Genomic DNA, 24,007 nt, shown 5'->3' on the forward strand with positions numbered 1-24,007 from the left:
CCAGAAAATAGAAAAAAGGAGAGAAAAGATTATGAGAAAAGTGAAAAAAGTTCTGGGCCTTGCCCTGGCGCTTACCGTAGCAGTTTCCATGCTGGCAGGCTGCGGCGGTTCCTCTTCCGAAGCACCGGAAGAAAAAGACACCTTAACAGTAGCGATTACAGGAGATCCGCCTACATTAGATCCTCACGCATCTTCCACATCCAGCAGCGTGAATAACTTAAACCCTGTTTATGAAACACTGGTTAGGTATGACGACAATGGAGAAATTCAGCCTCTTCTGGCTACAGAGTGGAAGCAGATTGATGATTTAAACTGGGAATTTAAGTTGAGAGACGACGTATATTTCCACAATGGAGAGAAGATGACAGCTAACGACGTTCTGTACAGCTTTAAGAGAGCTACAGGACCAGACGGAGCTAAGGTTTCCTACATTATGTCAGCCATTGACGCTGAAAACAGTAAGGTAGTTGACGATAATACAATTATTATTGCAACTCACGAGCCATTTTCTCCTTTAGTAGGATATTTGCCATACATCGGAGCTGTAATTGTAAGTGAAAAAGAGTTTACAGAAAACCCAGAGCAGGCAGCCTTAAATCCAGTAGGAACAGGTCCATTTAAATTTGTTTCCTGGGCTAAAAACGACCGCTGTGTATATGAGAGAAACGAAGAATACTGGGGCACTAAGCCGGCGTATAAAAACCTGATTATCCGTACAATCGTGGAAGCTAACAGCCGTGTAATTGAGCTGGAATCCGGAAATATAGATATTGCATTTGATATTCCTGCAAATGATGTAGAAAGATTAGACAGCAACAAGGATACTGCTATTGTAAAACGTCCAAGCACAACTGTTGAGTACCTGGCTATGAACGTGACAAAAGAGCCTTTAGGAGATGTAAGAGTAAGACAGGCTATTGATTATGCATTAGATGAAAATGCGATTCTGACAGCAGTTTGGAGAGGAAACGCTCAGTATTCCCCAACTACAGTAACTCCTAGCATGAAATATTATGATGACAGCGACACAGATTGCAGATATGACGTAGAAAAGGCAAAAGCTCTTTTAGCAGAAGCAGGAGTTTCTGACTTAAAACTGACTTTAACATGTGCAGAGAACACAAACAGACTGAACGCAGCAACGATTATCCAGAACATGCTGGCAGAGGTTGGCATTACAGTAGAGATTCAGAGCTACGAGTCAGGAACCTTCTATGACATGGTAGACGCAGGAGAGACAGAGCTGTTTATTGTAGGCTTTGGAGCAGTAGGCTTCCCAGAGCCAGACAACAACATTTACGGACCATATCACTCCAAACAGATTCCTACTAACAACATGGGATTCTACAGTGACCCAGATCTGGACGCAATGTTAGACGCTCAGAGAGCAACCAGCGACGGACCTGAAAGAGAGCAGATTATTAAAGACATTCAGAAATATCTGCGCGAAAACGTGCCGGTAATCCCGATTGCCAATACACAGCAGGTACTGGGAATCAGAAGCAATGTAAAAGGCTTCGTACCTACTCCAGCTGCCAGCCATTTCTTTGACAAAGTATATTTTGACAACGGCACAGACCAGTAAAGAAAAAATAGGGTTTGCCGCCTTATAAGGCAAAAGAAAGAAGCTGCATAAGCCGGCGCTTGTATAAATTACAGGCTGTCCTGTTATGCAGCTTTTTGATTCGCAGGAAATTTTATCCCCTGTGGATCAAAAGCTTCCGGTGGGCGCGCACTTTAGGGCGCACACTGTTTTAAGAAGGAGAAAAAAATATGATTACAAAATTAAAGGGAGCCTATGTAATTGGTTTTGACGGCGCGGACCACCAAATTATTGTGGACGGCGAAGTTGTATATGAAAACGATACAATTATTTATGTAGGTAAGCATTATGAAGGCCATGTGGATGTAACAGAGGATGCAGGCAACAGCGTGATTATGCCGGGATTTATTGATTTAAACGCTTTGGGGGACATTGATCACGATATTCTCCACACAGAGGTGTACAAGGAAACCAGAAACAGCTTAAACCCTTCAGAAGAATATTTTGAAAAGGGCACGCATGAATTAATGACTCCTGAGGAGGAGGCATTTAAATCCTTATTTGCTTATACACAGCTGATTATGAACGGCGTCACTACAGCTATGCCTATTACATCTACTTATTATAAAAAATGGGCGGATACTTATGAGGAGGAAGAGGCGGGAGTACATCACGCGGGAAAATTAGGACTTCGCCTTTACACCTCCCCCAGCTACCAGTGCGGTTTAAATGTAGTTCGTCCCGACGGCACCATGACGGTTCGCTATCTGGAAGAAGAGGGAGAAAAAGGGCTGGAAAGAGCAGTAAAATTTATCCGTAAATTTGACGGGGCGTATGACGGGCTGATTAAAGGGGCTTTGCTTCCTGAAAGAATTGAAACTCAGACAGAAAAAAATCTGATTCAGACCAGAAAATATGCGGATGAACTAGGCTGCCCTATTAAGCTTCACGCGGCTCAGGGAGGATTTGAGTACAGATTTATTAAGGAAAAAACAGGCATGAGCCCGTTAGAGTACTTAGACAGCATTAATTTTCTGGACCGCCATGTAGGAATTCCTCACTGTTATATTGTAAAAGGCACCAGGTGGGTAGAGGATGAGGGGGACGATCTGGCTATTTTGCAGAGGACAGGGACCACGGCCATTTACTGCCCGATTATTATTGGAAGAAGCGGCCATTACCCTCAGTCCTTTGCCGGCTACAGAAGGAGAAACATTAATGTGGCCATAGGTACAGATACATTTCCGCCAGACTTTTTCCAGAATATTAGAACGGCTTCTATGTTTTCCCAGATGGCTGAGGACGCAGTGGAGGGCTCCACATTTGCGGACGTATACAGCGCAGTCACTTTAGGCGGTTCAAAATACCTGGGAAGAGACGATTTAGGACGTTTGTGCAAAGGCGCCAAGGCAGACATGATTGCAGTGGATTTAGACAGCTTCCACATGGGAGCAGTTGACGACCCTATTCGTACAATTTTCATGTGCGGTTCAGGACAAGATGTAAAAATGTCTGTGATTAACGGCCGCACTGTTATGAAGGACAGAAAAATAGAGGGCGTGGATTTGGAAGAGCTGAAGGCAAAAGGGCAGAAGTACTACAACAAAATGAAAATGGGTTACATGGAAAGAGATTATAAACATCTGCCGGAAAATGAAATCTTCCGTCCATCCTTTAAAATAGCAGGAGGAACAAAAAATGTATGATGTATTGCTGACTAACGCTGTAGTCATTACCATGGATGAGAAAAGGCGTGTGCTGGAAAACGGAGCCGTGGGAATTGAAAACGGAAAAATCACCTTTGTGGGAAGCACTGAGGAAGGGTTAAAACAGGAAGCCAGGGAAGTGATTAATTGTGAGAACCATGTAGTGATGCCAGGATTTGTGGACGCCCACGGACATGGAGGGCACTCTGCATTTAAATCTATTGTGGAAGATACTAGCTACTGGATGCCTGTAATGACTCACACTTATAAAAATTATATTACAGATGAATTTTGGTACAACGAGGGAAGGCTGTCAGCTTTGGAGCGGCTTCACGCAGGCGTCACCACAGGCGTGTGCGTGCTGGGGTCTCAGCCTAGATGCGACTCCCCTGTGCCTGCCCTAAATAATGCTAAGGCATATGCAGAAGTAGGAGTAAAGGATATTGTATGTACAGGTCCGTGCCACACTCCGTGGCCTCACCGCTTCAGCCGTTATATAGACGGGGAAAGACATATGAGTGAGGTCAGCTATGAGACGGTTCTGGAAAGTCTGGAGACAGTAGTTTCAGAGCTGAATCACGCCAATGAAGACAGAACAAGAGCTTATGTGGCTCCCTTTGGAGTTGTGACAAGCGTAGACCCATCTGCCCCCACGCCGGCAGACAGATGTGTGAAGCTGACTGACCATGACCTTTATCAGGCCAGGGAAATGAGAAGAATAGCAGAAAAATATAGCACCAGAATTCACACAGATGCATTTGGAGGAATGATTCACCTGGCATATCAGGACAAAGAAAACGCGCTTTTAGGTCCGGACGTTCATCTGCAGCACTGCACCGGCTTATCTATGGATGAAACTATGATTCTGGCCAAAACAGATACTCATGTCAGCGTGGCCCCGGGCATGAGGCAGATGGTCAACAGAACTCCTGTTATTGAGCTGTTAGAGCTGGGAGCCACTGTGGCTATTACTACAGACGGTTCTATGCTGACATCCGGCTTTGACATGTTTGACGCTATGAAGAGGGCGAAAATGATTTTCAGAAGGGCAATGAACGACGACTACTATCTGCCTTCAGAAAAGGTTTTAGAGATGACTACCATTGACGCGGCAAAATGTATTGGTATGGAAAAAGAAATCGGCTCCCTGGAGGTTGGAAAGAGAGCGGACGTAATCGCCATTAATCTGATGAACCCAAGACTGATGCCTAGAATCAATATTATTGACACATTAGTAGGCAACGGCCATCCTTCTGACGTGGATTTAGTTCTGGTAGACGGAAAAATTATGCTGAGGGACGGAAAGGCTGTGGCTGTGGATGAGAAAGAAGTGCTTTTGAAGGCAGAGCAGGAAGCTCTTGAAACTGCAGAAAGAGCAGAACATCTCCACCCATTTGCATGGCCGAAAAAGCCTCAGTGGGGACAGACAAAAATTTATTTTGACGAAGAACGTTTTAACATGGAAGAAAACAGAAAAGACGGCGGACATTATTAAATGAAAAACCTTCTGAAACTTGCGGCTGCAAATTTCAGAAGGTCTTTTTCATTTATATAGTTTCATTTTCCAGAAGCTTCAGGTGAATTTCAAAATCACCTTCAATGTGACGGCGCATAAGCTTTTCGCAAAGCTCTGCATCGTGCTGAGACAAAGCTTTAATAATCTCCTCATGCTCTGTTAAGTAAGGCTCCTCCCCCCGCTTATACGTGGAGAAAATCTGAGTTTTAGTTAAGTCTACTAAGGCGCTGTACTTTTCAATCATTTTCATAAGAGAAGAATTACCGCACTGGGCGTAGATGGTGGTGTGAAATACAGAATTAGCCTTTAAAACCTGGTCATACTGGCAGGCCTTGTGATAGGCCCGGCTTTCCTCCACGCTTTTTTCTAATACGGCCAGCTGCTTTTCTCCAATATTGGCAGCCGCCAGACCTGCCGCATAAGACTCCATGGCAATGCGGCACTGGTAAATATTCTTTAATGTAACAGGGTCCAGAGGATTTACAATAAGCCCGGATACAGTAGAAACTAAAAGCTCGTCCTGCTCTAAAATGCGGATGGCTTCCCGGACCGGACTGCGGCTGACTCCGATTTCATGAGATATTTTATACTCATTAATCTTTTCTCCGGGGGCTAAATCCCCTGAAAGAATCTGCTGTTTTAATATATCGTACACCTGCAAATGGTAAGCGGTTTTCTTCTCAACTTTTCTCATTATATTATCTCCATATGAAATCATTAAATAACAATAAGAAATATTATAGGATAGAAATGATGGTTTGGCAAGAACATGGAAAAAACTTGATAAAAGAAAATGAAAGACGAATGTCACTTGACAACTGTCGACAATAATGATATATTTTAAATGTCGACAACACACAGTATACTGTAGGAAATGAAAACAGGTATTGAAACAAAAACAGATATAAAAGGAGAGGGCTTATATGAAAATTGTAGATACAATTAGAAAGTTTCCTGCAGGTATGCAGGTAATTCCCTTATTAATGGCGTGTACGATTAATACCTTTGCCCCTGAGGCGCTGCAGATTGGAGGCTTTACATCCGGATTATTTTCTAATGCAGGGGCGGCTACAGCAGTGGGAATGTTTATGTTTTGCTCAGGAGCCACTATTGATATGAAGCAGGCGGGAGAGCCTTTTGCCAAGGGTTTTGTTATGCTGGCCGCCAAGTACATTATCGGAACACTTTTGGGAATTTTGCTGGGAAAGGCATTTGGCCCTGCAGGGATTCTGGGGATTACGCCTGTGGCTGTTATTGGAGCAACTACAAACTCTAACGGCGTTATGTACGGCACCCTGGCAAAGAAATTCGGCGTGCCTAATGACGTAGGCGCCATTGCTCCCCTGGCATTAAATGACGGACCGTTTTTAACAATGATTGCTTTAGGCGCTTCCGGCATGGCTGATATTCCTGTAAAATCTTTGGTGGCAGCTTTGGTGCCTTTGTTTTTAGGAATGCTGTTTGCCAATTTAGATGAAAAAATCCGGGATATGTGTTCTAACGCAGCTCCGTTTTTAATCCCCTTCAACGGATGGACTTTAGGAGCAGGCATGACATGGGACGCTGTATTAAAGGCGGGAGTCCCAGGAATTATTTTAGGACTTGTTACTTTAATCTCTACAGGCATCGGTACATATTTTATTTTCAACTGGGTATTTAGAAGAAAGAAACGCCCATTGGCTACTGGCGTAGCCGTTGGAAATACAGCGGGGAATGCAATCCCCACCCCTAAGTTTGTGGCGGAGGCAGATCCTTCACTGGAAAGCATTGTGCCGGCTGCCACCGCTCAGATTGCCACATCCTGCGTTGTGACAGCAATTCTTTGTCCTGTGCTCACTACCTGGGTAGACAAAATGATTACGAAAAAATATGGGGAATTAGACAGAAGCAGTTTTGGGGACTCGCCGGAATGGTAATTTGCCTTTTATAATAAATAAAAAGAAAGAGGAAAAAGTTGATGAAAATATTAATTATAAATCCTAACATCTCTCAGGATGTTACAGCTTTAATAGAAAAGGAAGCAAAAAGAACAGCAGACAGAGACACAGAAATTATTATGGAGACAGCGCCTTTTGGGGTGGAATATATTGAAACCAGAATGGAAGCTGTAATTGCAGGCTATGCTTGCTCCTGCGTGGCAGCGGAGCGTTACGGGCAATATGACGGAGTGGTGATCGCCGCCTTTGGAGATCCTGGGCTGACTGGGGTAAAAGAGCTTTTAAATGTGCCGGTGGTGGGAATGACAGAGGCAGCCCTGGCCTCCGCATGTTTGCTGGGACAAAGATTTTCCATTATTGCCATATCTGACCGAATTGCTCCCTGGTACAGGGAGACAGTGGAGAGAAGCCATTTAAGCACCAGGCTTGCCAGTATACGATCCTTAAAAGATCCTTTAAAAAATGTGGGAACCGTGCAGGAGGATTATACAGACCGATTATTGGAAATGTGTAAGGAGGCAGTGCAGAAGGACGGGGCGGATGTGATTATATTGGCAGGTGCGCCTTTGGCGGGACTGGCCAGAAGCCTGGAAGGAAAAATTTCCGTACCAGTGGTGGACGGAGTGTCCAGCGCAGTAAAGCACTGTGAGTCTTTAGTCAAATTAGGGCCGGGGATTGCCGCAGAGGGAAGCTTTGCAAAGCCTCCTGTAAAGCCTAATAAAGGGCTGCCAGAAAAACTGGCCGCTATACTAAACAGGACCTGCTGAGAAAATCAGATAAAAGCCTGTATTTACAAAGCTGTTGATTTCAGTTATAATATTTCTAAACATGAAGCGCCATCCGTCAATGACTGACGAGATGGCGTTTCACATAGTGGAGGGTATTATAATGGCAAAAATGACTACACTTTGTTATATTGAACACGACGGAAAGTATTTGATGCTTTACAGAAACAAAAAGGAAAATGATATTAATGAGGGAAAATGGATTGGCGTAGGCGGCCATTTTGAGGGCACAGAAAGCCCTGACGAATGTTTAATCAGAGAGGTTAAGGAGGAGACTGGGCTGACTATTTTTTCCTATCAATTCAGAGGCATTATTACCTTTATTCCTAAGCCGGGAGTAGTAGAATATATGTGTTTGTACACTGCTGACGGCTACAAGGGGGAGCTGAAGGAGTGCGATGAGGGAGAGCTTAGGTGGGTGAAAAAAAGTGAAATTGAGAACCTGAATCTTTGGGAAGGCGACAGGCTGTTTGTGGAGCTTTTAAGAAATGACGCTCCCTTTTTCTCTTTAAAGCTGGAGTACGACGGGGACAGACTGGCCGGGGCGGCCTTAGACGGAAGAAACTTGACGGAAGAGAAGAACAAAAAAACGCGGAGGTTTCCATGGGGAAAATAGTGCTGCTGGTAGCCAGGGAGGAGATGCTGTTTCAGGCTCACAATATTCTGCAGGAAAAAAAGTATGAAATTGCCTCCATGAAGGTGATCCGGACAGAGGATTCTGTTTCAGAGGCCAGGGAGGCCATTGCGAAAGGCGCTTCTATTATTATTGCCAGAGGGCGGCAGGCTTCTCTCATCAGGCAGTATACAGATATTCCAGTAGCAGAAATTACTGTAACAGCTCAGGAGATGGCCCTTTTAGTGACAAAGGCCAGGCAGATTTTAAATAAGCCTCATCCTGTAATCGCTGTAATTGGAACTAGAAATATGTTCTGCGATATGTCCTATTTTGATCTTATTTATGATATTGAGCTGCGGACTTATTTGTCAGAAGGGGACAAAGATTTAAAAAACATGGTAGATCAGGCGATTGCCCAGGAGCCGGATTTAATTATCGGCGGAGATACGGCTGTGGAAACGGCAGTAAAGGCCGGGCTGCCGTCTTTGTTTTTATCTGCCACCGAAGATTCTTTGAGAAATGCTTTTCGGATTGCAGAGCGCATGGATTTTGCCATGGAGGCGGAAAAGCGCAGCGCAGCTCAAATGGAAACTGTGCTGGATTATTCCACCAACGGAGTGATCCGTTTAGATCAGCAGGGCAATATTTTGTCTGTAAATCCAGCCATGGAGATGATGGCCGGCAAGGCGAAAAAGGAGCTGGAGGGAAAACGCCTGGATCAGGTTTTTCCTGAGATCCCTGAAAGAGATTTAAAGGCTGTGCTGGTAAAAGGAGAGGAAAACTATTCCTGGATTATACACGCAGGACAAACCAGTTTGATGGCGTTTGCCGCCCCCGTATCAGTAGAAGGCGGCATAGAGGGCGGCATTATTACGTGTCAAAGGCTGAAAAAAAGGGAAAATCAAAGAGAAAAAGAGCGTTCTAAGGAGCGGACGGGAAAATATATAGCCATGGGAGACTTCAGAGATCTGCAGGCAGATTCTTACGCCATGGAGGAATGTATAAAAACTGCCCGCCTGTACGCCAGATCAGAAAGCCCTGTAACCATAGTGGGGGAGGGGGGAACGGAGTACAGTTTAATTGCAGCTTGTATTCACAACGCGGCTATGGACATATCTTCTCCGTTTGTATCTGTCAGCTGCTGCGAGATTTCAGAGGAAAAACAGAAAAGCGCTGTTTTTGGTCCAAGGGGGGCTGGGGCCGCGGCAGATAAAGGCACTCTTTACCTGGAAAATGCGGAAGGTCTGGGAAGAGAAGGTCAATATGCATTGTACCGCCTGATTCGCTTTGGGCAGCTATCAGGGGCTGCAGGGCCGGAGGGCAGGGCTAAGGTAAGAGTGATTCTTCACTTTGAAGAAAATCCGGGACAGTTGGCCGCCAAAGGAATGTGGAATCAGGAATTATATTTTCTCATCAGCAGCTTGACCTTATATGTGCCTCCTGCCAGAAGGCGAAAAGAGGATTTAAAGAAAAGGATGGAGGAGGCGGTTCAGTATGCCTGCCAAAAATATTCTAAGTATCACGTGCTGACAGAAGGAGCCTGGAAGGCGCTTATGGCCTACCATTGGCCTGGAAACTTTATTCAGGCAGAGGGATTTGCGGAAAGTTTGATTTTAACTGCAGAAAAAAGGTCTCTGGACGAGAGAACAGTAAAAAATCATTTGGAGTTCTTATATCCTGGAGAGTATTTGATTCCCGGGAAGGAGCCTGGAATTTTTCTTTATGAAAGAGAGATTCCAGTGGGGAAAAGCCTGGAAAAAGAAAGTATTATCAAACTTTTAGAGGAAAACGGAGGCAGCAGGGAGAAGGCTGCCAAGGCCTTGAAAATCAGTAAAACTACATTGTGGAGACGGATGAAAAAATATGGAATCTGCCAGTAATAGGCACCTTGAAAATAAAATACACAGTGAAATTATTAAAGGGAAAATGAAATGAAATTGAAACTTTGAAACGAATTTCATTTCAAAAAATGAATGATTATAACCTTTGCATAAGAAAAAAGTCTGCTTTCGTAAAATACGCCAATAGAAAGTCTGGGAGATCCAGGCTATAATTTGGCCATAAGTAAAACAAAAACAAGTTATTTTAAATTTTTAGAAGTCTTAGGACAAGATAGAAGAAAGAGAGGACAAGACATGAAAGTAGGTTTTATCGGATTAGGAATTATGGGAAGGCCAATGTGCAAGAACCTGGTAAAAGCAGGTTACGAAATGGTAGTTTGCGATTTTAATAAGGACGCAGTAGCAGATCTGGTTTCCTGTGGAGCAGAGGCAGCGGCAAACGGCAAAGAAGTTGCTGAGAAGTGCGACGTTATTATTACAATGGTTCCAAACTCTCCTCATGTAAGAGCGGCAGTTCTGGGAGAAGGCGGCGTAGTAGAGGGCGCGCATGAAGGCACAGTTGTAATTGATATGAGCTCTATTGACCCAGTAGAAAGCAAAGCTATCGGCGCTGAGCTGGCTAAAAAAGGCGTAGAAATGTTAGACGCACCTGTATCCGGCGGCGAGCCAAAGGCTATTGACGGAACACTTTCCGTAATGGTAGGCGGCAAGAAAGAGCTGTTTGACAAATACTATGATATGCTGATGGTTATGGCAGGATCTGTTGTATACGTTGGCGATTTAGGCTCCGGAAACGTAGCTAAGCTGGCTAACCAGATTGTAGTTGCATGTAACATTGCAGCAGTAGGCGAGGCTCTTGCATTTGCTAAAAAAGCAGGTACAGATCCAGAATTAGTATACCAGGCAATCCGCGGAGGACTGGCAGGATCTACAGTTATGGATGCAAAGGCTCCTATGATGTTAGGCAGAAACTTCAAACCAGGTTTCCGTATTGAGCTTCACATTAAAGACTTAAATAATGCTCTTAACGCAGCACATGCAATTTCTGCACCAGTACCTCTCACAGGACAGCTGATGGAAATGATGCAGTGCCTGAAGGCTGACGGATATGAGAAAGAAGATCACTCCAGCCTTGTTAAATACTACGAAAAAATTGGCAATGTAACAGTAGAGCCAGAAAACAAATAAAAAGCGGATCGGGAGAGCAGGCAAATGAATACAGATTTTATTAAGGGTGTAATCGTTCCTATTTTAACCCCTATTGATAAGGATGAAAATATTGACGAGGCAAAGCTGAGAGAACAGGTGGATTATGTAATTGACGGCGGCGTTTTAGGCGTGCTGGCTTTCGGAAGCAACGGCGAGTTCTATGTAATTGAAGAGGACGAGATGGAGCGCGGCTTAAAGATTATGGTGGATCAGGCTGCCGGCCGTGTTCCTGTATACTTTGGCATCGGCGCCATCAGCACAAAGAAATGCATTCGTCTGGCCAAAATGGCTGTAGCTAATGGAGCGGCAGGAATTTCCGTACTTCAGCCTATGTTCTTAAAGCCAACAGAGACAGAGCTGTTTGAGCACTTTAAAGCAATTGCCCAGGCAGTTCCGGAGACCCCAGTGCTTCTCTACAATAACCCAGGCCGCGTAGGATATACAATGTCCGGCAATCTGGTAGACCGTCTGGCCCATCAGGTTCCTAATATTGTGGGAATGAAAGACACCAGCGGAGATATTACACAGACTGCAGAGTTTATCAGAAGAACAAGAGATGTAAACTTTAAAGTATTTGGCGGAAAAGATACATTACTTTATGCTTCTATGTGCCATGGCGCAGTAGGCGGCGTGTGTACAGCGGCAAACTTTATGCCTGAACTGATTACTGATGTTTATAATAAATTTGTAGCCGGAGATTTGGAAGGCTCCCTGGAGGCCCAGTTTAAACTAAATCCAGTAAGACTTTCCATGGATCCAGCCAGCTTCCCTGTAGCAGCTAAAGATATGGCTAATTTAAGAGGAAGAGAAATCGGCGTTCCTTACAGACCAAACCTTCCTACCCCAGAAGGTCCTGTACTGAACAAAATCAGAGAGGAAATGGAAAAAGCAGGTTTAATCTAAAAGCTTTTTTGATTCCCCCACATTAAAACAACTTTTTTCACAACATTTTTGATACCCCAAAAACAGAAGGGGCTGACGCAAAATATTTGCGGCGGCTCCTTCTTACGTATAATACCTTGAAAGGAGAACTATATGGCCGTACATGTAATTGATGAGGCGAACCGCTGCTTAAATTGTAAAAAACCTATGTGCCGGGAAGGCTGCCCCATTAATACCCCCATCCCCCAGATGATTCAGGCATTTAAAAAGGGAAATTTAAATGAGGCAGGGGAAATGCTGTTTACAAATAACCCTATGTCTTTAATCTGTTCTCTTGTGTGCAATCACGAAAACCAGTGCGAAGGCCACTGCATTTTAGGGAGAAAGGGGCAGCCTGTACATATCAGCAGCATTGAAAATTATATTTCAGACACTTATCTGGACAAGATGAAAATAGAATGCAAGCCGAAAAACGGGAAAAAGGCGGCTGTAATCGGAGCCGGACCTGCAGGCATCACCATAGCGATTTTACTGGCAAAGGAAGGATACGGAGTGACGATATTTGACTCTAAGGATCAAATCGGAGGAGTGCTTAGATATGGCATCCCGGAATTTCGTCTTCCTAAATCTATTTTAGACAGATATAAAAAGAAAATGAAAGAAATAGGCATTAAATTCAGGCCTAATGCCGCTATTGGCACTGCTTTAGAGATTAAAGATCTTTTCAGGGACGGCTATGAAAGCATTTTTATCGGCACAGGCGTGTGGAAGCCGAAAACTCTGGGAATTAAGGGAGAGTCTTTAGGCGACGTTCACTATGCCATTGATTATCTGGCTAACCCGGACGCTTTTGACCTGGGACAGACAGTGGCTGTAATTGGAATGGGAAATTCTGCTATGGACGTAGCCAGAACCGCTTTAAGAAAAGGCGCTTTAGATGTAACCCTTTATGCCAGAGGAAAAGTAAGCAAGGCCAGCGAGCATGAAATGGCTTACGCCCGTTTAGACGGGGCTAAATTTGCTTTTGGAAAACAAATTGTGGAGATCACAGAAGAGGGGCCTGTTTTCAGGGACGTGCTGTTTGATGAGAAAGGAAATATTGTGGGAGAGTCAGAGAAGGCGGAGCTGATTCCGGCAGATTCTACCATTATTGCAGTCAGCCAGGGGCCGAAAAGCAAGTTGGTCAATACAACAGAAGGGTTAAAGGCTTCTAAAAACGGACTTTTAGTTACTGATGAAAAGGGCGAGACTACCTGCGATGGAATATTTGCATCCGGCGACGTGGTGCTGGGAGCTAAAACAGTAGTAGCTGCCGCCGCCTATTCTAAAAAGGTAGCTGAGGCTATGGATACATATATGAAATCCAAGTCAGGAGAATAGAGTATGGGAAAAAAGGTGTTAATCCCTCAGCCAGTGGCGGAGGAAGGCGTAGATTATTTAAAGGACCATGGATATGAAGTGGTTTTTGTGGAGAACAGCGACGAAGAATCTTTGAAAGAGGCAGTAGGGGACTGCTCCGCCATATGGCTGGGAGTGCCCTCAATTACAAGGGAAATTATGGACAGGGCTCCTAAATTGGAAATCATAGCCAGACAGGGAGCCGGGTATAATAATGTGGACGTAAAGGCGGCGGAGGAAAAAGGGATTTGGGTGACAAATGCCCCGGACGCCACCACTAACACTGTGGCGGAATTTGCCTTAGGAGGTATGATTGCCATTGGAAAAAACATGTTTCTCCTTACAGAAAAAATGAAGGAGGGAGATTTTTTCTATAAAGATACCTATTTAGGAGAGGATTTAAAAGGAAAAACATTATCCATAATAGGATATGGTAGAATCGGACGACTGCTGGCCCAAAAGGCGCATTATGGCCTGGGAATGAAAATTCTGGCATATGGCCCCCACTTAACAAAGGAGCAGCTGGAGGATTATGTTACTTTGGCAGATTGGGACAGGGCCTTTTCTCAGGGAGATTTTGTATCCCTCCATATGCCTTTAAATTCAAAGACGGAAAAGCTGGTGGGAAGACGGGAATTTCAGATGATGAAAACCACGGCCAAGCTGATTAATTGCGCCAGAGGCGCGGTGACAGATGAGGAGGCTTTAATTGAAGCCTTAAATAAAGGTCAGATCGGCGGTTTATTTACTGATGTATTTACAGAAGAGCCGCCAAAAAAGGATCATCCGTTTTTCCATATGGAAAATGTGATTGCAGCGCCTCACATGGGCTCTTATACAAAGGAGTGCAGAATTATTATGGCCATGCACGCGGCAGGTCAGATACATAAGGTTTTGTCAGGAGAAAAGCCAGATACCCCGGTTCACCACACTGTAAAAAAATAGTTGAAAAACACTTGTTTAAAAGGCCTTATTTCAGGGCATAATAAACAAGTGTTTTTACTTTATTTGCCAACCAATGCTTGCGAAAAAGGTAAAATTTCTGTATAATCTGTAGTTATGGGTCTAATGTGCCTATGGAATAAAAATGGAGGATTTTATAATGAAACAGAACACAAGCGACAAAAAGATTTTGTGGTACAGCCTGGCGTTTATGGCCTTCTCTACTGTATGGGGATTTGGAAACGTAATTAACGGCTTTTCCGAATATGGCGGTTTAAAAGCCATTGTATCCTGGCTGCTGATTTTTGCCATTTACTTTGTGCCCTATGCTCTGATGGTAGGTGAAATGGGAAGCGCCTTTAAAGAAGCAGGAGGAGGAGTCAGCTCCTGGGTCCATGAAACTATAGGCCCTCAGATGGCGTACTTTGCCGGCTGGACATACTGGGTGGTGCACATGCCTTACATCTCCCAAAAGCCTAATGGAGCGCTGATTGCCGCCAGCTGGGCTGTCTTTCAGGACAGCAGAATCAGCCAGATGAATACTCTGATTTTACAGCTGGTTTGTTTGGCAGTATTCTTTATTGCTCTTTACGTAGCGTCCAGAGGCTTAGGCATTCTGAAAGTGCTGACTACATTGGCAGGCTCTGCAATGTTTGTCATGTCCATTCTTTTTATTTTAATGATGATGGCCGCTCCTGTGATTACAGGGGGAGAGTTTATTGATATAGACTGGTCTGTAAAAAATATTATGCCTACATTTGACAAGAACTTCTTTTTAAGTTTGTCTATTTTAGTTTTTGCAGTAGGCGGCTGCGAGAAGATTTCTCCTTATGTAAATAAAATGAAAAATCCGGCTAAGGATTTCTCAAAAGGTATGTTTGCTTTGGCTGCAATGGTGGCAGTGTGCGCGATTTTAGGCACCATTGCTTTGGGAATGATGTTTGACTCTAACAATATTCCAAATGATTTGATGACAAACGGCGCGTATTATGCATTCCAGAAGTTAGGTGAATATTACCACGTAGGGAATTTGTTTGTTGTAATTTATGCAATTACGAACTGTATCGGCCAGTTCAGCACCCTGGTTATTTCTATTGACGCGCCTTTAAGAATCCTTTTAGACAGCGCCGACAGAAATTATATTCCGGCTCCATTATTTAAGAAAAATAAGTTCGGCGCTTATATTAACGGAAATATAATGATTGCAGTAATTGTATCTATTTTAATTATTGTGCCTGCAGTGGGAATTGACAGTGTGGATACATTAGTGCGCTGGCTGGTAAAGGTTAACGCCGTATGTATGCCTCTCCGTTATTTGTGGGTATTTGTGGCCTACATTGCCTTAAAGAGGGCCGGGGAGAAGTTCCATGCAGAGTACAGATTTGTAAAAAATAAAACGTTTGGCATGATTTTCGGCGGCTGGTGTTTCTTGTTTACAGCATTTGCATGTATACTGGGCATATGGTCTGAAGATAAATTCCAGCTGGCGTTAAATATTATTACGCCTTTTGTGCTTATCGCCCTGGGCTTTGTTATGCCTATGGTAGCTAAAAGGACCAACAAATAGGAGGTTTTCAAATGTATAGAGAGACAGCAGAGGAATTACTGAAATTTATTGAAAAAAGTCCTTCTCCCTTTCATGCGGTGGAGACAATGAAGGAAGAGCTTCTGTCAGAAGGGTATGAGGAAGTAAAGGAGACAGAAAAGTGGAGCTTAAATAAAGGGGGAAAATATTTTGTTTCCAGAAACGGCTCCTCTTTAATTGCATTTTCCCTCCCCCAGGAGCTGAAGGGATTTCGCATTATGGCCAGCCACAGCGATTCTCCTACGTTTAAGATTAAAGAGAATCCGGAGATGGAGGCAGATAAAAAATATGTAAAGCTGAACGTGGAAAGGTACGGCGGAATGCTGTGCGCTCCCTGGTTTGACAGGCCTCTTTCTGTAGCGGGCCGTGTGATTGTAAAGGAGCAGGGACGCTTTAGAGAAAAGCTGGTAAATGTGGACAGGGATTTGGTGATGATTCCCAACCTGGCTATTCATATGAACCGCCAGGTAAACGACGGATATAAATATAATGCGCAGGTGGATATGCTGCCTCTTTACGGCGGCATTGACGCTAAGGGCACATTTATGAAGGTTATCAGTGAAAACGCAGGAGTAAAGGAAGAAGATATTCTGGGCCACGACCTGTTTTTATACAACAGAGTAAAGGGAAGTATTTGGGGGGCTGAGGAAGAATTTATTTCCAGCGGCCGCCTGGATGATCTGCAGTGTGCATTCTCCTCTTTAAAAGGATTTTTAAAAGGGGAGAAAAATAAGTACGCGGCTCTTCACTGTGTTTTGGACAATGAGGAGGTAGGCAGCGGAACAAAGCAGGGAGCGGCGTCCACATTCCTCTATGACACTCTTCAGAGAATTATTTTGGCCTTAGGCCTTAATTTTGAAGATTACCTGACAGCTTTGGCCAACAGCTTTATGATTTCCGGGGACAACGCTCATGCCATTCATCCAAATCATATGGATATGGCTGATCCTGTAAACCGCCCTTATTTAAACGAGGGAATTGTAATTAAACACAACGCCAATCAGAAGTACTGTACAGACGGCGTGTCAGCGGCTATGTTTAAAGATCTTTGCAGGGAAGCGGGAGTGCCTTTCCAGAACTTTACAAACCGTTCTGACATTCTGGGAGGCTCTACACTGGGAAATATTTCCAACACCCAGGTGGCCTTAAATACAGTGGACATCGGTCTGCCTCAGCTGGCTATGCATTCTCCTTATGAGACAGCGGGAATAAAGGATACGTGGTATTTAATTCAGGCTGCTGAGAAATTCTTCTGCTAAAAGAACATAGAAAGTATGCGTCTGTGGCTTCCGCTAATAAAGGATTTATGCTATAATATAAAAAATAATCCCCAATGGGGTTTGCCGCTTAAAGCGGAAAAACAGGCGCATATGCCTTGAGATAAGAGAAAAGTATTGATATGGAGGGTGCTATGAAATTTTTATTTGCTTCTGATTCATTTAAAGGAACATTATCATCTGAGAGAATCATTGATCTGCTGACAGAATCTGCCAACAAAATATTTCCAGGCTGCGAGACATTCGGCGTGCCTGTAGCTGACGGCGGCGAGGGAACAGTAGACGCAGTAATTGCAGTGACAAAGGGAAATATTAAAACAGTAAAGGTACACGGCCCTTTAATGGAAGATGCCGACGCTACATACGGAGAGTTTAACGGAGACTCCGCCATTATTGAGATGGCCGCAGCTTCAGGACTTCCAATGGTTCCTGTAGATAAAAGGAATCCTTTAAATACAACTACATATGGAACAGGGGAGCTGATTCGGGACGCTTTAGACTCCGGCTACAGAAAAATTTCTATCGCTCTGGGAGGAAGCGCTACCAACGACGGCGGTATGGGCGCTATGAGCGCTTTAGGCGTTAAGTTTTTAGACGCTGAGGGAAATGTACTTTCCGGTTTCGGATCTGATTTAAACAAAGTGGCTGACATTGATGTAAGGGGACTTCACCCTGCAGTTGCAGAAACAGAGTTTACCATTATGTGCGACGTTACAAATCCTTTAACAGGTCCTGACGGAGCTACTTATACTTTCGGAAAGCAGAAAGGCGGTACTCCTGAGATTTTAGACGAGATGGAAGCTGGCATGAAAAAGTATGCAAAGCTGCTTCTTGACAAGACAGGCATCGACGTAGACACAGTTCCGGGCACAGGCGCGGCAGGCGGCTTGGGAGCAGCGTTTAAAGTATTCCTGAATGCCAACATGAAGTCAGGAATTGAGACAGTTTTGGATTTGATTGAGTTTGATAAACTGTTAGAAGGCGTTGACGTAGTAGTTACAGGCGAGGGAAGAATTGACTGGCAGTCAGCATTTGGAAAGGTTCCAAGCGGAATCGGTATGCGCAGCAAAAATAAGGGAATCCCTGCAGTTGCTATTGTAGGCGGCATGGGCAAAGGCGCTGATAAGATTTTTGAATTTGGCGTAGAAAGCATTATTCCTACTATTAACGGAGCTATGGAAATTGACGAGGCTCTGGAAAGAGCAGAAGAGCTGTATGCAGGAGCGGCAGACAGATTATTCCGTCTTTTAAAGGTTGGAATGGAGATTAAGAAGTAATATAGATTGATACACTGGGGGCTTGGATTTTTCAAGCCCCCTTTTATAATGGCGAAAGAATTTGCTTTCCCTGTTTATCTATCCATCTCCAGCTGAAAAGAGGAGTGATGGCACTGAATAATCGACTGTATTTCTTTTAAATCAGCCATGGGCAGATCTCCCATAGTTGTATTTTTCACAGCGCTGGCGGCATTGCCATACTCTAAGGCTTTTTGGCAGCTGCCGTTTTCTGATAAAAGTCCGTAAAGGGCTCCGGCCAAATATGCATCGCCGCTGCCTAAACGATCTATTATTTCAATATTTTCATAAGGTTTTTCTTCGTAATACTCCTGTTTTTTAACATCATATACCAGGGAATCAAAGGTGTGAAGCTTGGGGGAGTGAACAATTCTTCTGGTAGAAGCAATGACAGACATTGGATATTCCTCTGCAAAGCTTTCCATAATTTCCCTGTCTGTGCCTTTCTTTAAAAATGTAAGGCGAGCAGTGTCTGCGGAGCAGAAAAAATAATCTACAAAGGGAAGAATTTCCTCAATGGTTTTCTTAGCCTCTGGTCCATCCCATAAATTGGCTCTGTAGTTGACATCAAAAGAAATTAAGGCGCCTCCCTGTTTAAAGCGTTTGATCAGCTGAATCACTGTACTTTTAAGCTGAGGGCTGAGAGCCAGGCTTATGCCGCTGGTGTGAAAGCAGCGGGTGCTTGTGAAAATATCTTCCGGCAGGTCAGAAACCTGCAGTCTGTTAATGGAAGAATTTTTCCTGTCATATGTAACCTTTGGCTTTCTGGGGGCTGCGCCGAATTCATAATAATACACGCCCAGCCGGGCTTCCGGGTGAGAATCATAAAGCAGAAATTCAGTGGAAACTCCCCAGGACTGGACGCAGTTTTTAATATATGTGCCCAGATCGTTGTCAGGAAGCTTTGTGATCATAGCTGTATTCAGGCCTAAAAGAGCGGCTCCTGCAGCTACATTTAATTCTGCGCTGCCGGCCTGGCGCATAAAAAAGCCGCCTCTGGTTACTCGCTCATCCTGAACAGGCGTTAAGCGCAGCATAATTTCTCCCAGAGAAATTAAGTCATATTTTTTGTTCATATATATTTCATCCTCTTTTCCTTAAATCCTTCTATTACATTTTCAAAATTACCTTTAAAATCTCAGATTTCCCCTCCATTAAAAGATGAAAGGCCTTTTCTCCCTGGGATAGAGGACAGGTATATTTTGTGAAAGGAGTAAGGTCTATAAGCCCTTGCTCCATAAGCTGAAGTCCATATGCATATTCTCCGGCAGAGGAATAGCTGCCAAGCACCTGTATTTGGCGGACAATACATTCCTGAAGAGGAAAATCTGTTGTTACGGAAGCATTGCCGATACAAATGATTTTCCCGCCGTTTTTTACATATGAAAAAGCATCCTGCATAGTTTTTCCAGTTCCAACAGCATCATAAATGATATCAGCCCCCTCTTTGTTTGTCAAATTCATTATAGTATTTAAGGGATTCAGCTTTTTGCTGTTTACTGTATATACCTGGGGAAAGGCTTTGGCAGCGTTTAAGCGGTAATCCTGCATTCCCACTATAATAATTTTCCCGGCGCCGGCTGCGGCTGCAGCCTGGAGAACCATAAGGCCAATGGTTCCGTCGCCTATAATCACAGCTGTATAGTCTTTTTCAGGCTGAGATAAACGGACAGCGTGAAGTCCCACTGCTAAAGGCTCAATTAAACAAGCCTCCTCAAAGGAAACAGAAGGGGGAATAGAATATAAGGTGCGGGCCTTTACAGTAATATATTCAGCCATGGCTCCGTCCTTTTTGTAATCTGTGCAGGACACTCCTGTGATTTTTCTGTTTTTGCAGAGATTCGTCATGCCTTTTTTGCAGAAATCACAGGAACCGCAAAATTCAGTAGAATCAAAGGTTACTGGCTCCCCGATGAAATGATCTGTAACCTGCTCCCCCAGCTGCTCAATAATTCCGGAGGCCTCATGTCCCATAATAATAGGCGGAATTCTCCGCCCGCTGCCTCCCTGACAGCCGTGAATATCGCTGCCGCATATAGAACATGCCTTTAAGCGGATTAACACCTCATCTGAAGCAGGGGAAGGCTTTTCTACATCTGTGTACTGAAACTGAGATTTTCCTGTTAATACAAGGGCTTTCATAGCTCCTCCTTATTCATTCATTAATAGGTGTAATTAGAAAAATTCGTATTATAAGGAAAAAGGAATGTAATTAGGAATGTGAATATTAGGAATTTGTTTCTAAATGATTGCCTCTCGAATAATTCGTATATACAAATTATATACGTATTTGCAAATTAAGAATAACACGGAGATTTTTTAAAGTCAATATAAAATGTGAAAAAATAATAAAAAAAGAGGAAATATGGGAAAAATATATAAAAAATTAACAACGATTTGTAAAAACTCTATTGACAGCAGCTGGAAATGTTGATATAGTAAATTCGTAATTGGGAATTAAATTCGTATATAGGAATGAGGAACAAAGATGAACACAGAACATAAGCCAACATTAAGGATTATTACTATTTTGGAGCTGATTTCAGCAGAGGGCAAGGGATGTAAGCTGACGGAGATATCCAACAAGCTGGGGATTCCTATGGGAACCTTGTCCCCCATTATACATACCTTAAAAGAGAATAAATATTTAAGCTATGATGACCAATCTCAAATGTATACTTTGGGAATCCGTTTATTTGAAATTGGAAGCAGGTATATGCAGTGCTCTAATTCATTTGAGGATATTACGTCCATTATGCAGGAGATTGTCAAGGGCTGCGGAGAAACAGTTCACTTTGGAATTTTAGACGGCGGAAATGTACTTTATCTTGCCAAGGTAGATTCCACAGAGCCTATCCGTATGTATTCTGCTATAGGAAAAAGGCTGCCTGCATACGGCACCGGCATAGGAAAGGCCTTATTGGCAGGAGCTTCTATGGAGGAGCTTCACAGACTGTACCCGGAAGGACTGAAGCCTTTAACTGCTCATACGATCACAGACTTCGACGAGTTGTATCGGCAGTTGAAGGAAATTAAGGAAACTTCTCTGGCTTATGAATGTGAAGAGTCAAATGAATTGATACGCTGTGTGGCAAAGCCTATTTATAAAAATAATTCTGTGGCCGCAGCTTTCAGCGTGGCTGTGCCTACATTCCGCTATTCTGCGGAAAAGCAGGTGGTTATTGAAAGGCTGCTAAATGAGTACGCTGTTTATGCCACTCAGATTGTAGCTTATATGAACTTATAATTTAGGGAGAATATGAAATCGTCGAAGGGAAAGGTAAGAAAAGGAGACAATGAAAATAACAAAAATGAATCTGTACACCGTTCCTCCCAGATGGCTTTTTCTGGAGATGGAGACAGATGAAGGAATTACAGGCTGGGGAGAGCCGGTAGTGGAAGGACGAGCCTCTGTTGTAAAAACAGCGGTGGAGGATTTTAGCAGTTATTTAATCGGGAAAGACCCCCTTCTTATTGAAGATCACTGGCAGACAATGTATCGGGGAGGCTTTTATAGAGGCGGCCCTGAGGTGATGAGCGCCATTGCCGGAATTGACCAGGCTCTTTGGGACATTAAGGGAAAATATTATAATGCCCCTGTGTATGACCTGCTGGGAGGAAGATGCAGGGATAAGATTCAGGTTTACAGCTGGGTAGGGGGAGACAGGCCCTCAGATGTAATAGAAGGAGTAGAGGTTTTAATAAAATCCGGATGTACAGCTGTAAAGATGAACGGCACAGAAGAGATACATTATGTAGATAGTTTTGGGAAAATTGAAGAGGTAGCTGAAAGGATTGCCGCCGTGCGGGAAAAATTCGGATATCAGCTGGGAATCGGGGTAGATTTTCACGGACGGGTACATAAAACTATGGCAAAGGTTCTGGCAAGGGAACTGGACCAGTTTAAGCTGATGTTTATTGAGGAGCCGGTGATGGCTCAAAATAATGAAGCGTTAAGGGAAATTGTAAAGCACACCTCTGCTCCCATTGCCACAGGGGAGAGAATGTTTTCCAGATGGGACTACAAAAATCTGCTGATGGACGGATATGTAGATATTATTCAGCCAGATGTATCCCACGCAGGGGGAATCAGCGAGGTGAAAAAAATATCGGCAATGGCCGAGGCCTTTGACGTAGGTGTGGCGCCTCACTGTCCTTTAGGGCCTATTGCCTTGGCGGCCTGTGTTCAGGTGGACGCGTGTACTCCAAACGTATTTATTCAGGAGCAAAGTTTGGGAATCCATTACAATAAAGACGGAGATTTATTAGATTATATTGAAAATAAGGATTTGTTCCAATTTGAAAACGGCTTTATTAAAATTCCTGAAGGACCGGGACTGGGAGTAAAGGTAAATAAGGAGAAAGTGCTGGAGGCGGCAAAAATAGGGCATAATTGGAAAAATCCTTTATGGAGGAACTATGACGGCACAGTTGCCGAATGGTAAGGTGGAGGAAAACGATGAAAAAATTGGTTTGTATAATGATGGCGGGGCTGCTTTTAATTTCACAGGCAGGCTGCAGTTCCTTTGACAAGGCGAAAAAGCCGGATGAAAACGGGGTTCTTACATTTAAAGTAGCACATGACTCAGCAGATACAGTTCCGGTATCTATTGGACTTTTCAAATTTGCAGAGCTGGTGGAGGAAAGGTCGGACGGAAAGATTAAAATAGAGGTATACAACAACGGCCAGCTGGGAAGCGCCAGTGATTATGTAGTAAATACACAGCTGGGAACCCTGGATATGGGAGTGGTGAACCAGTCTGTATTATCCAGCTTTGTCACTGATTTAGCGGCAGTTGATATTCCTTATATTATTGAAGGATATGAACATGCAGATAGAGTATTTGAGGGAGAAACAGGAGAATATTACAGTCAGGAAATTACAGATCTTATGGGGACACAGGTATTAGATATCTGGGAGGTAGGTTTCAGAAACCTGACAAACAGTAAGCATCCTGTAAACCAGGTAGAAGATATAAAGGGCCTGAGAATCAGAACTATGGACAACAAGGTTCATCAGGAGTTCTGGAAATCCATGGGCGCAGACCCTGTGCCTATGTCCTGGAACGAAGCATATACAGCTATGCAGCAGAAGGCCATTGACGGGCAGGAAAATCCGCTCAGCGTTATTTTAGGAAACAATGTGGCAGAAGTAAATAAAGAGCTGGCTATGACCGAGCATGTTTACAGCTCTATCTTTTTCCTGATGAGCAAGGACGCCTGGAATGCTCTCACAGAAGATCAGCAAAAGATAATAAAAGAATGCGCAAAAGAAGCAGGGCAGTATGAAAGAGAGGAGCAGAGACGTCAGGCGGACGAGGCTATGGCGGAGCTGGAGAAGCAGGGAATGAAAATTACAAAGCCAGATAAGCAGCAGTTTATTGACTCCAGCGCCCAATTCCGCAAGGAGTATGGCAAGGTTTATCAGAACATTGTAGATATGATTGAAGCTGCAAGATAAAATGAAAAGGAGCT

Annotated in this window: 20 protein-coding genes; 17 read left to right on the forward strand and 3 right to left on the reverse strand. The window is 43.8% G+C overall.

The annotated features are described in order from the left end of the window. Window positions 1-31 precede the first annotated feature (31 nt). The 3 genes from C1A07_RS11640 to C1A07_RS11650 all read left to right on the forward strand — a co-directional run bounded on the left by C1A07_RS11640 (window position 32) and on the right by C1A07_RS11650 (window position 4,744). Window positions 32-1,585 (forward strand): ABC transporter substrate-binding protein, encoded by a 1,554-nt coding sequence (locus C1A07_RS11640; RefSeq protein WP_101877250.1) that lies wholly within the window; start codon window positions 32-34, stop codon window positions 1,583-1,585. A 188-nt stretch (window positions 1,586-1,773) separates the two neighbouring features. After that, entirely contained in the window at window positions 1,774-3,249 is a 1,476-nt protein-coding gene (locus tag C1A07_RS11645; RefSeq protein ID WP_101877251.1) for a chlorohydrolase family protein, read from the forward strand. Beyond that, the gene (locus C1A07_RS11650; RefSeq protein ID WP_101877252.1) at window positions 3,242-4,744 is read left to right on the forward strand and encodes an amidohydrolase family protein; all 1,503 of its coding nucleotides are present in this window, start codon (window positions 3,242-3,244) and stop codon (window positions 4,742-4,744) included. The genes C1A07_RS11645 and C1A07_RS11650 overlap by 8 nt, the downstream gene beginning before the upstream one ends. A gap of 52 nt (window positions 4,745-4,796) precedes the next feature. Here the strand turns inward: C1A07_RS11650 and C1A07_RS11655 are convergent, their stop codons facing one another. Continuing rightward, window positions 4,797-5,459 (reverse strand): GntR family transcriptional regulator, encoded by a 663-nt coding sequence (locus C1A07_RS11655; RefSeq protein ID WP_180952240.1) that lies wholly within the window; start codon window positions 5,457-5,459, stop codon window positions 4,797-4,799. A gap of 229 nt (window positions 5,460-5,688) precedes the next feature. On the opposite strand from C1A07_RS11655, the gene C1A07_RS11660 reads away from it, so the two are divergent. The 11 genes from C1A07_RS11660 to C1A07_RS11710 all read left to right on the forward strand — a co-directional run bounded on the left by C1A07_RS11660 (window position 5,689) and on the right by C1A07_RS11710 (window position 18,514). Further along, window positions 5,689-6,681, forward strand: a complete 993-nt coding sequence (locus tag C1A07_RS11660; RefSeq protein ID WP_101877254.1) for a 2-keto-3-deoxygluconate permease — start codon at window positions 5,689-5,691, stop codon at window positions 6,679-6,681. Window positions 6,682-6,722: 41 nt separating this feature from the next. Continuing rightward, window positions 6,723-7,469, forward strand: a complete 747-nt coding sequence (locus C1A07_RS11665) for an aspartate/glutamate racemase family protein (protein WP_101877255.1) — start codon at window positions 6,723-6,725, stop codon at window positions 7,467-7,469. 121 nt (window positions 7,470-7,590) lie between these two features. Then, window positions 7,591-8,103 carry an NUDIX hydrolase gene (locus C1A07_RS11670; RefSeq protein WP_101877256.1) on the forward strand — a complete coding sequence of 171 codons (513 nt, stop codon included), beginning with the start codon at window positions 7,591-7,593 and terminating at the stop codon, window positions 8,101-8,103. Further along, window positions 8,091-9,983, forward strand: a complete 1,893-nt coding sequence (locus C1A07_RS11675) for a PrpR N-terminal domain-containing protein (RefSeq protein ID WP_101877257.1) — start codon at window positions 8,091-8,093, stop codon at window positions 9,981-9,983. Before C1A07_RS11670 ends, C1A07_RS11675 begins: the two co-directional genes overlap by 13 nt. A 255-nt stretch (window positions 9,984-10,238) precedes the next feature. Further along, window positions 10,239-11,132, forward strand: coding sequence for a 2-hydroxy-3-oxopropionate reductase (gene garR, locus C1A07_RS11680; RefSeq protein WP_101877258.1), 894 nt, complete (start codon window positions 10,239-10,241; stop codon window positions 11,130-11,132). Between the two features lie 24 nt (window positions 11,133-11,156). Further along, window positions 11,157-12,056, forward strand: coding sequence for a dihydrodipicolinate synthase family protein (locus C1A07_RS11685; RefSeq protein WP_101877259.1), 900 nt, complete (start codon window positions 11,157-11,159; stop codon window positions 12,054-12,056). Between the two features lie 132 nt (window positions 12,057-12,188). Beyond that, a complete protein-coding gene (locus tag C1A07_RS11690; protein ID WP_101877260.1) occupies window positions 12,189-13,415 on the forward strand; it encodes an NAD(P)-dependent oxidoreductase in 1,227 nt (408 codons plus the stop codon). 3 nt (window positions 13,416-13,418) lie between these two features. Then, window positions 13,419-14,378, forward strand: coding sequence for a hydroxyacid dehydrogenase (locus C1A07_RS11695; RefSeq protein ID WP_101877261.1), 960 nt, complete (start codon window positions 13,419-13,421; stop codon window positions 14,376-14,378). A gap of 157 nt (window positions 14,379-14,535) precedes the next feature. Further along, window positions 14,536-15,942 (forward strand): APC family permease, encoded by a 1,407-nt coding sequence (locus C1A07_RS11700; protein WP_101877262.1) that lies wholly within the window; start codon window positions 14,536-14,538, stop codon window positions 15,940-15,942. Between the two features lie 11 nt (window positions 15,943-15,953). Further along, the gene (locus C1A07_RS11705; RefSeq protein ID WP_101877263.1) at window positions 15,954-17,219 is read left to right on the forward strand and encodes a M18 family aminopeptidase; all 1,266 of its coding nucleotides are present in this window, start codon (window positions 15,954-15,956) and stop codon (window positions 17,217-17,219) included. Between the two features lie 152 nt (window positions 17,220-17,371). Further along, window positions 17,372-18,514, forward strand: coding sequence for a glycerate kinase family protein (locus C1A07_RS11710; protein WP_101877264.1), 1,143 nt, complete (start codon window positions 17,372-17,374; stop codon window positions 18,512-18,514). Between the two features lie 74 nt (window positions 18,515-18,588). On the opposite strand, the gene C1A07_RS11715 is transcribed toward C1A07_RS11710, so the two are convergent. Both C1A07_RS11715 and C1A07_RS11720 read right to left on the reverse strand, forming a co-directional pair. Beyond that, on the reverse strand, window positions 18,589-19,608 hold the full coding sequence (locus C1A07_RS11715) for a sugar kinase (protein WP_180952241.1): 1,020 nt from the start codon (window positions 19,606-19,608) through the stop codon (window positions 18,589-18,591). A gap of 34 nt (window positions 19,609-19,642) precedes the next feature. Beyond that, window positions 19,643-20,674, reverse strand: coding sequence for a zinc-dependent alcohol dehydrogenase (locus C1A07_RS11720; RefSeq protein ID WP_101877266.1), 1,032 nt, complete (start codon window positions 20,672-20,674; stop codon window positions 19,643-19,645). 346 nt (window positions 20,675-21,020) lie between these two features. Here C1A07_RS11720 and C1A07_RS11725 point away from each other — a divergent pair, with 346 nt between their 5' ends. From C1A07_RS11725 to C1A07_RS11735, 3 genes are read left to right on the forward strand one after another with little or no spacing between them, the layout of a single operon-like run. Then, window positions 21,021-21,779 carry an IclR family transcriptional regulator gene (locus tag C1A07_RS11725; RefSeq protein ID WP_101877267.1) on the forward strand — a complete coding sequence of 253 codons (759 nt, stop codon included), beginning with the start codon at window positions 21,021-21,023 and terminating at the stop codon, window positions 21,777-21,779. Between the two features lie 49 nt (window positions 21,780-21,828). Next, window positions 21,829-22,977 (forward strand): galactonate dehydratase, encoded by a 1,149-nt coding sequence (dgoD, locus tag C1A07_RS11730; RefSeq protein WP_101877268.1) that lies wholly within the window; start codon window positions 21,829-21,831, stop codon window positions 22,975-22,977. Between the two features lie 14 nt (window positions 22,978-22,991). Further along, on the forward strand, window positions 22,992-23,993 hold the full coding sequence (locus tag C1A07_RS11735; protein WP_101877269.1) for a DctP family TRAP transporter solute-binding subunit: 1,002 nt from the start codon (window positions 22,992-22,994) through the stop codon (window positions 23,991-23,993). Window positions 23,994-24,007 lie beyond the last annotated feature (14 nt).

This window comes from Lachnoclostridium edouardi, assembly GCF_900240245.1.
In the GTDB taxonomy this organism is placed as follows: domain Bacteria; phylum Bacillota; class Clostridia; order Lachnospirales; family Lachnospiraceae; genus Lachnoclostridium_A; species Lachnoclostridium_A edouardi.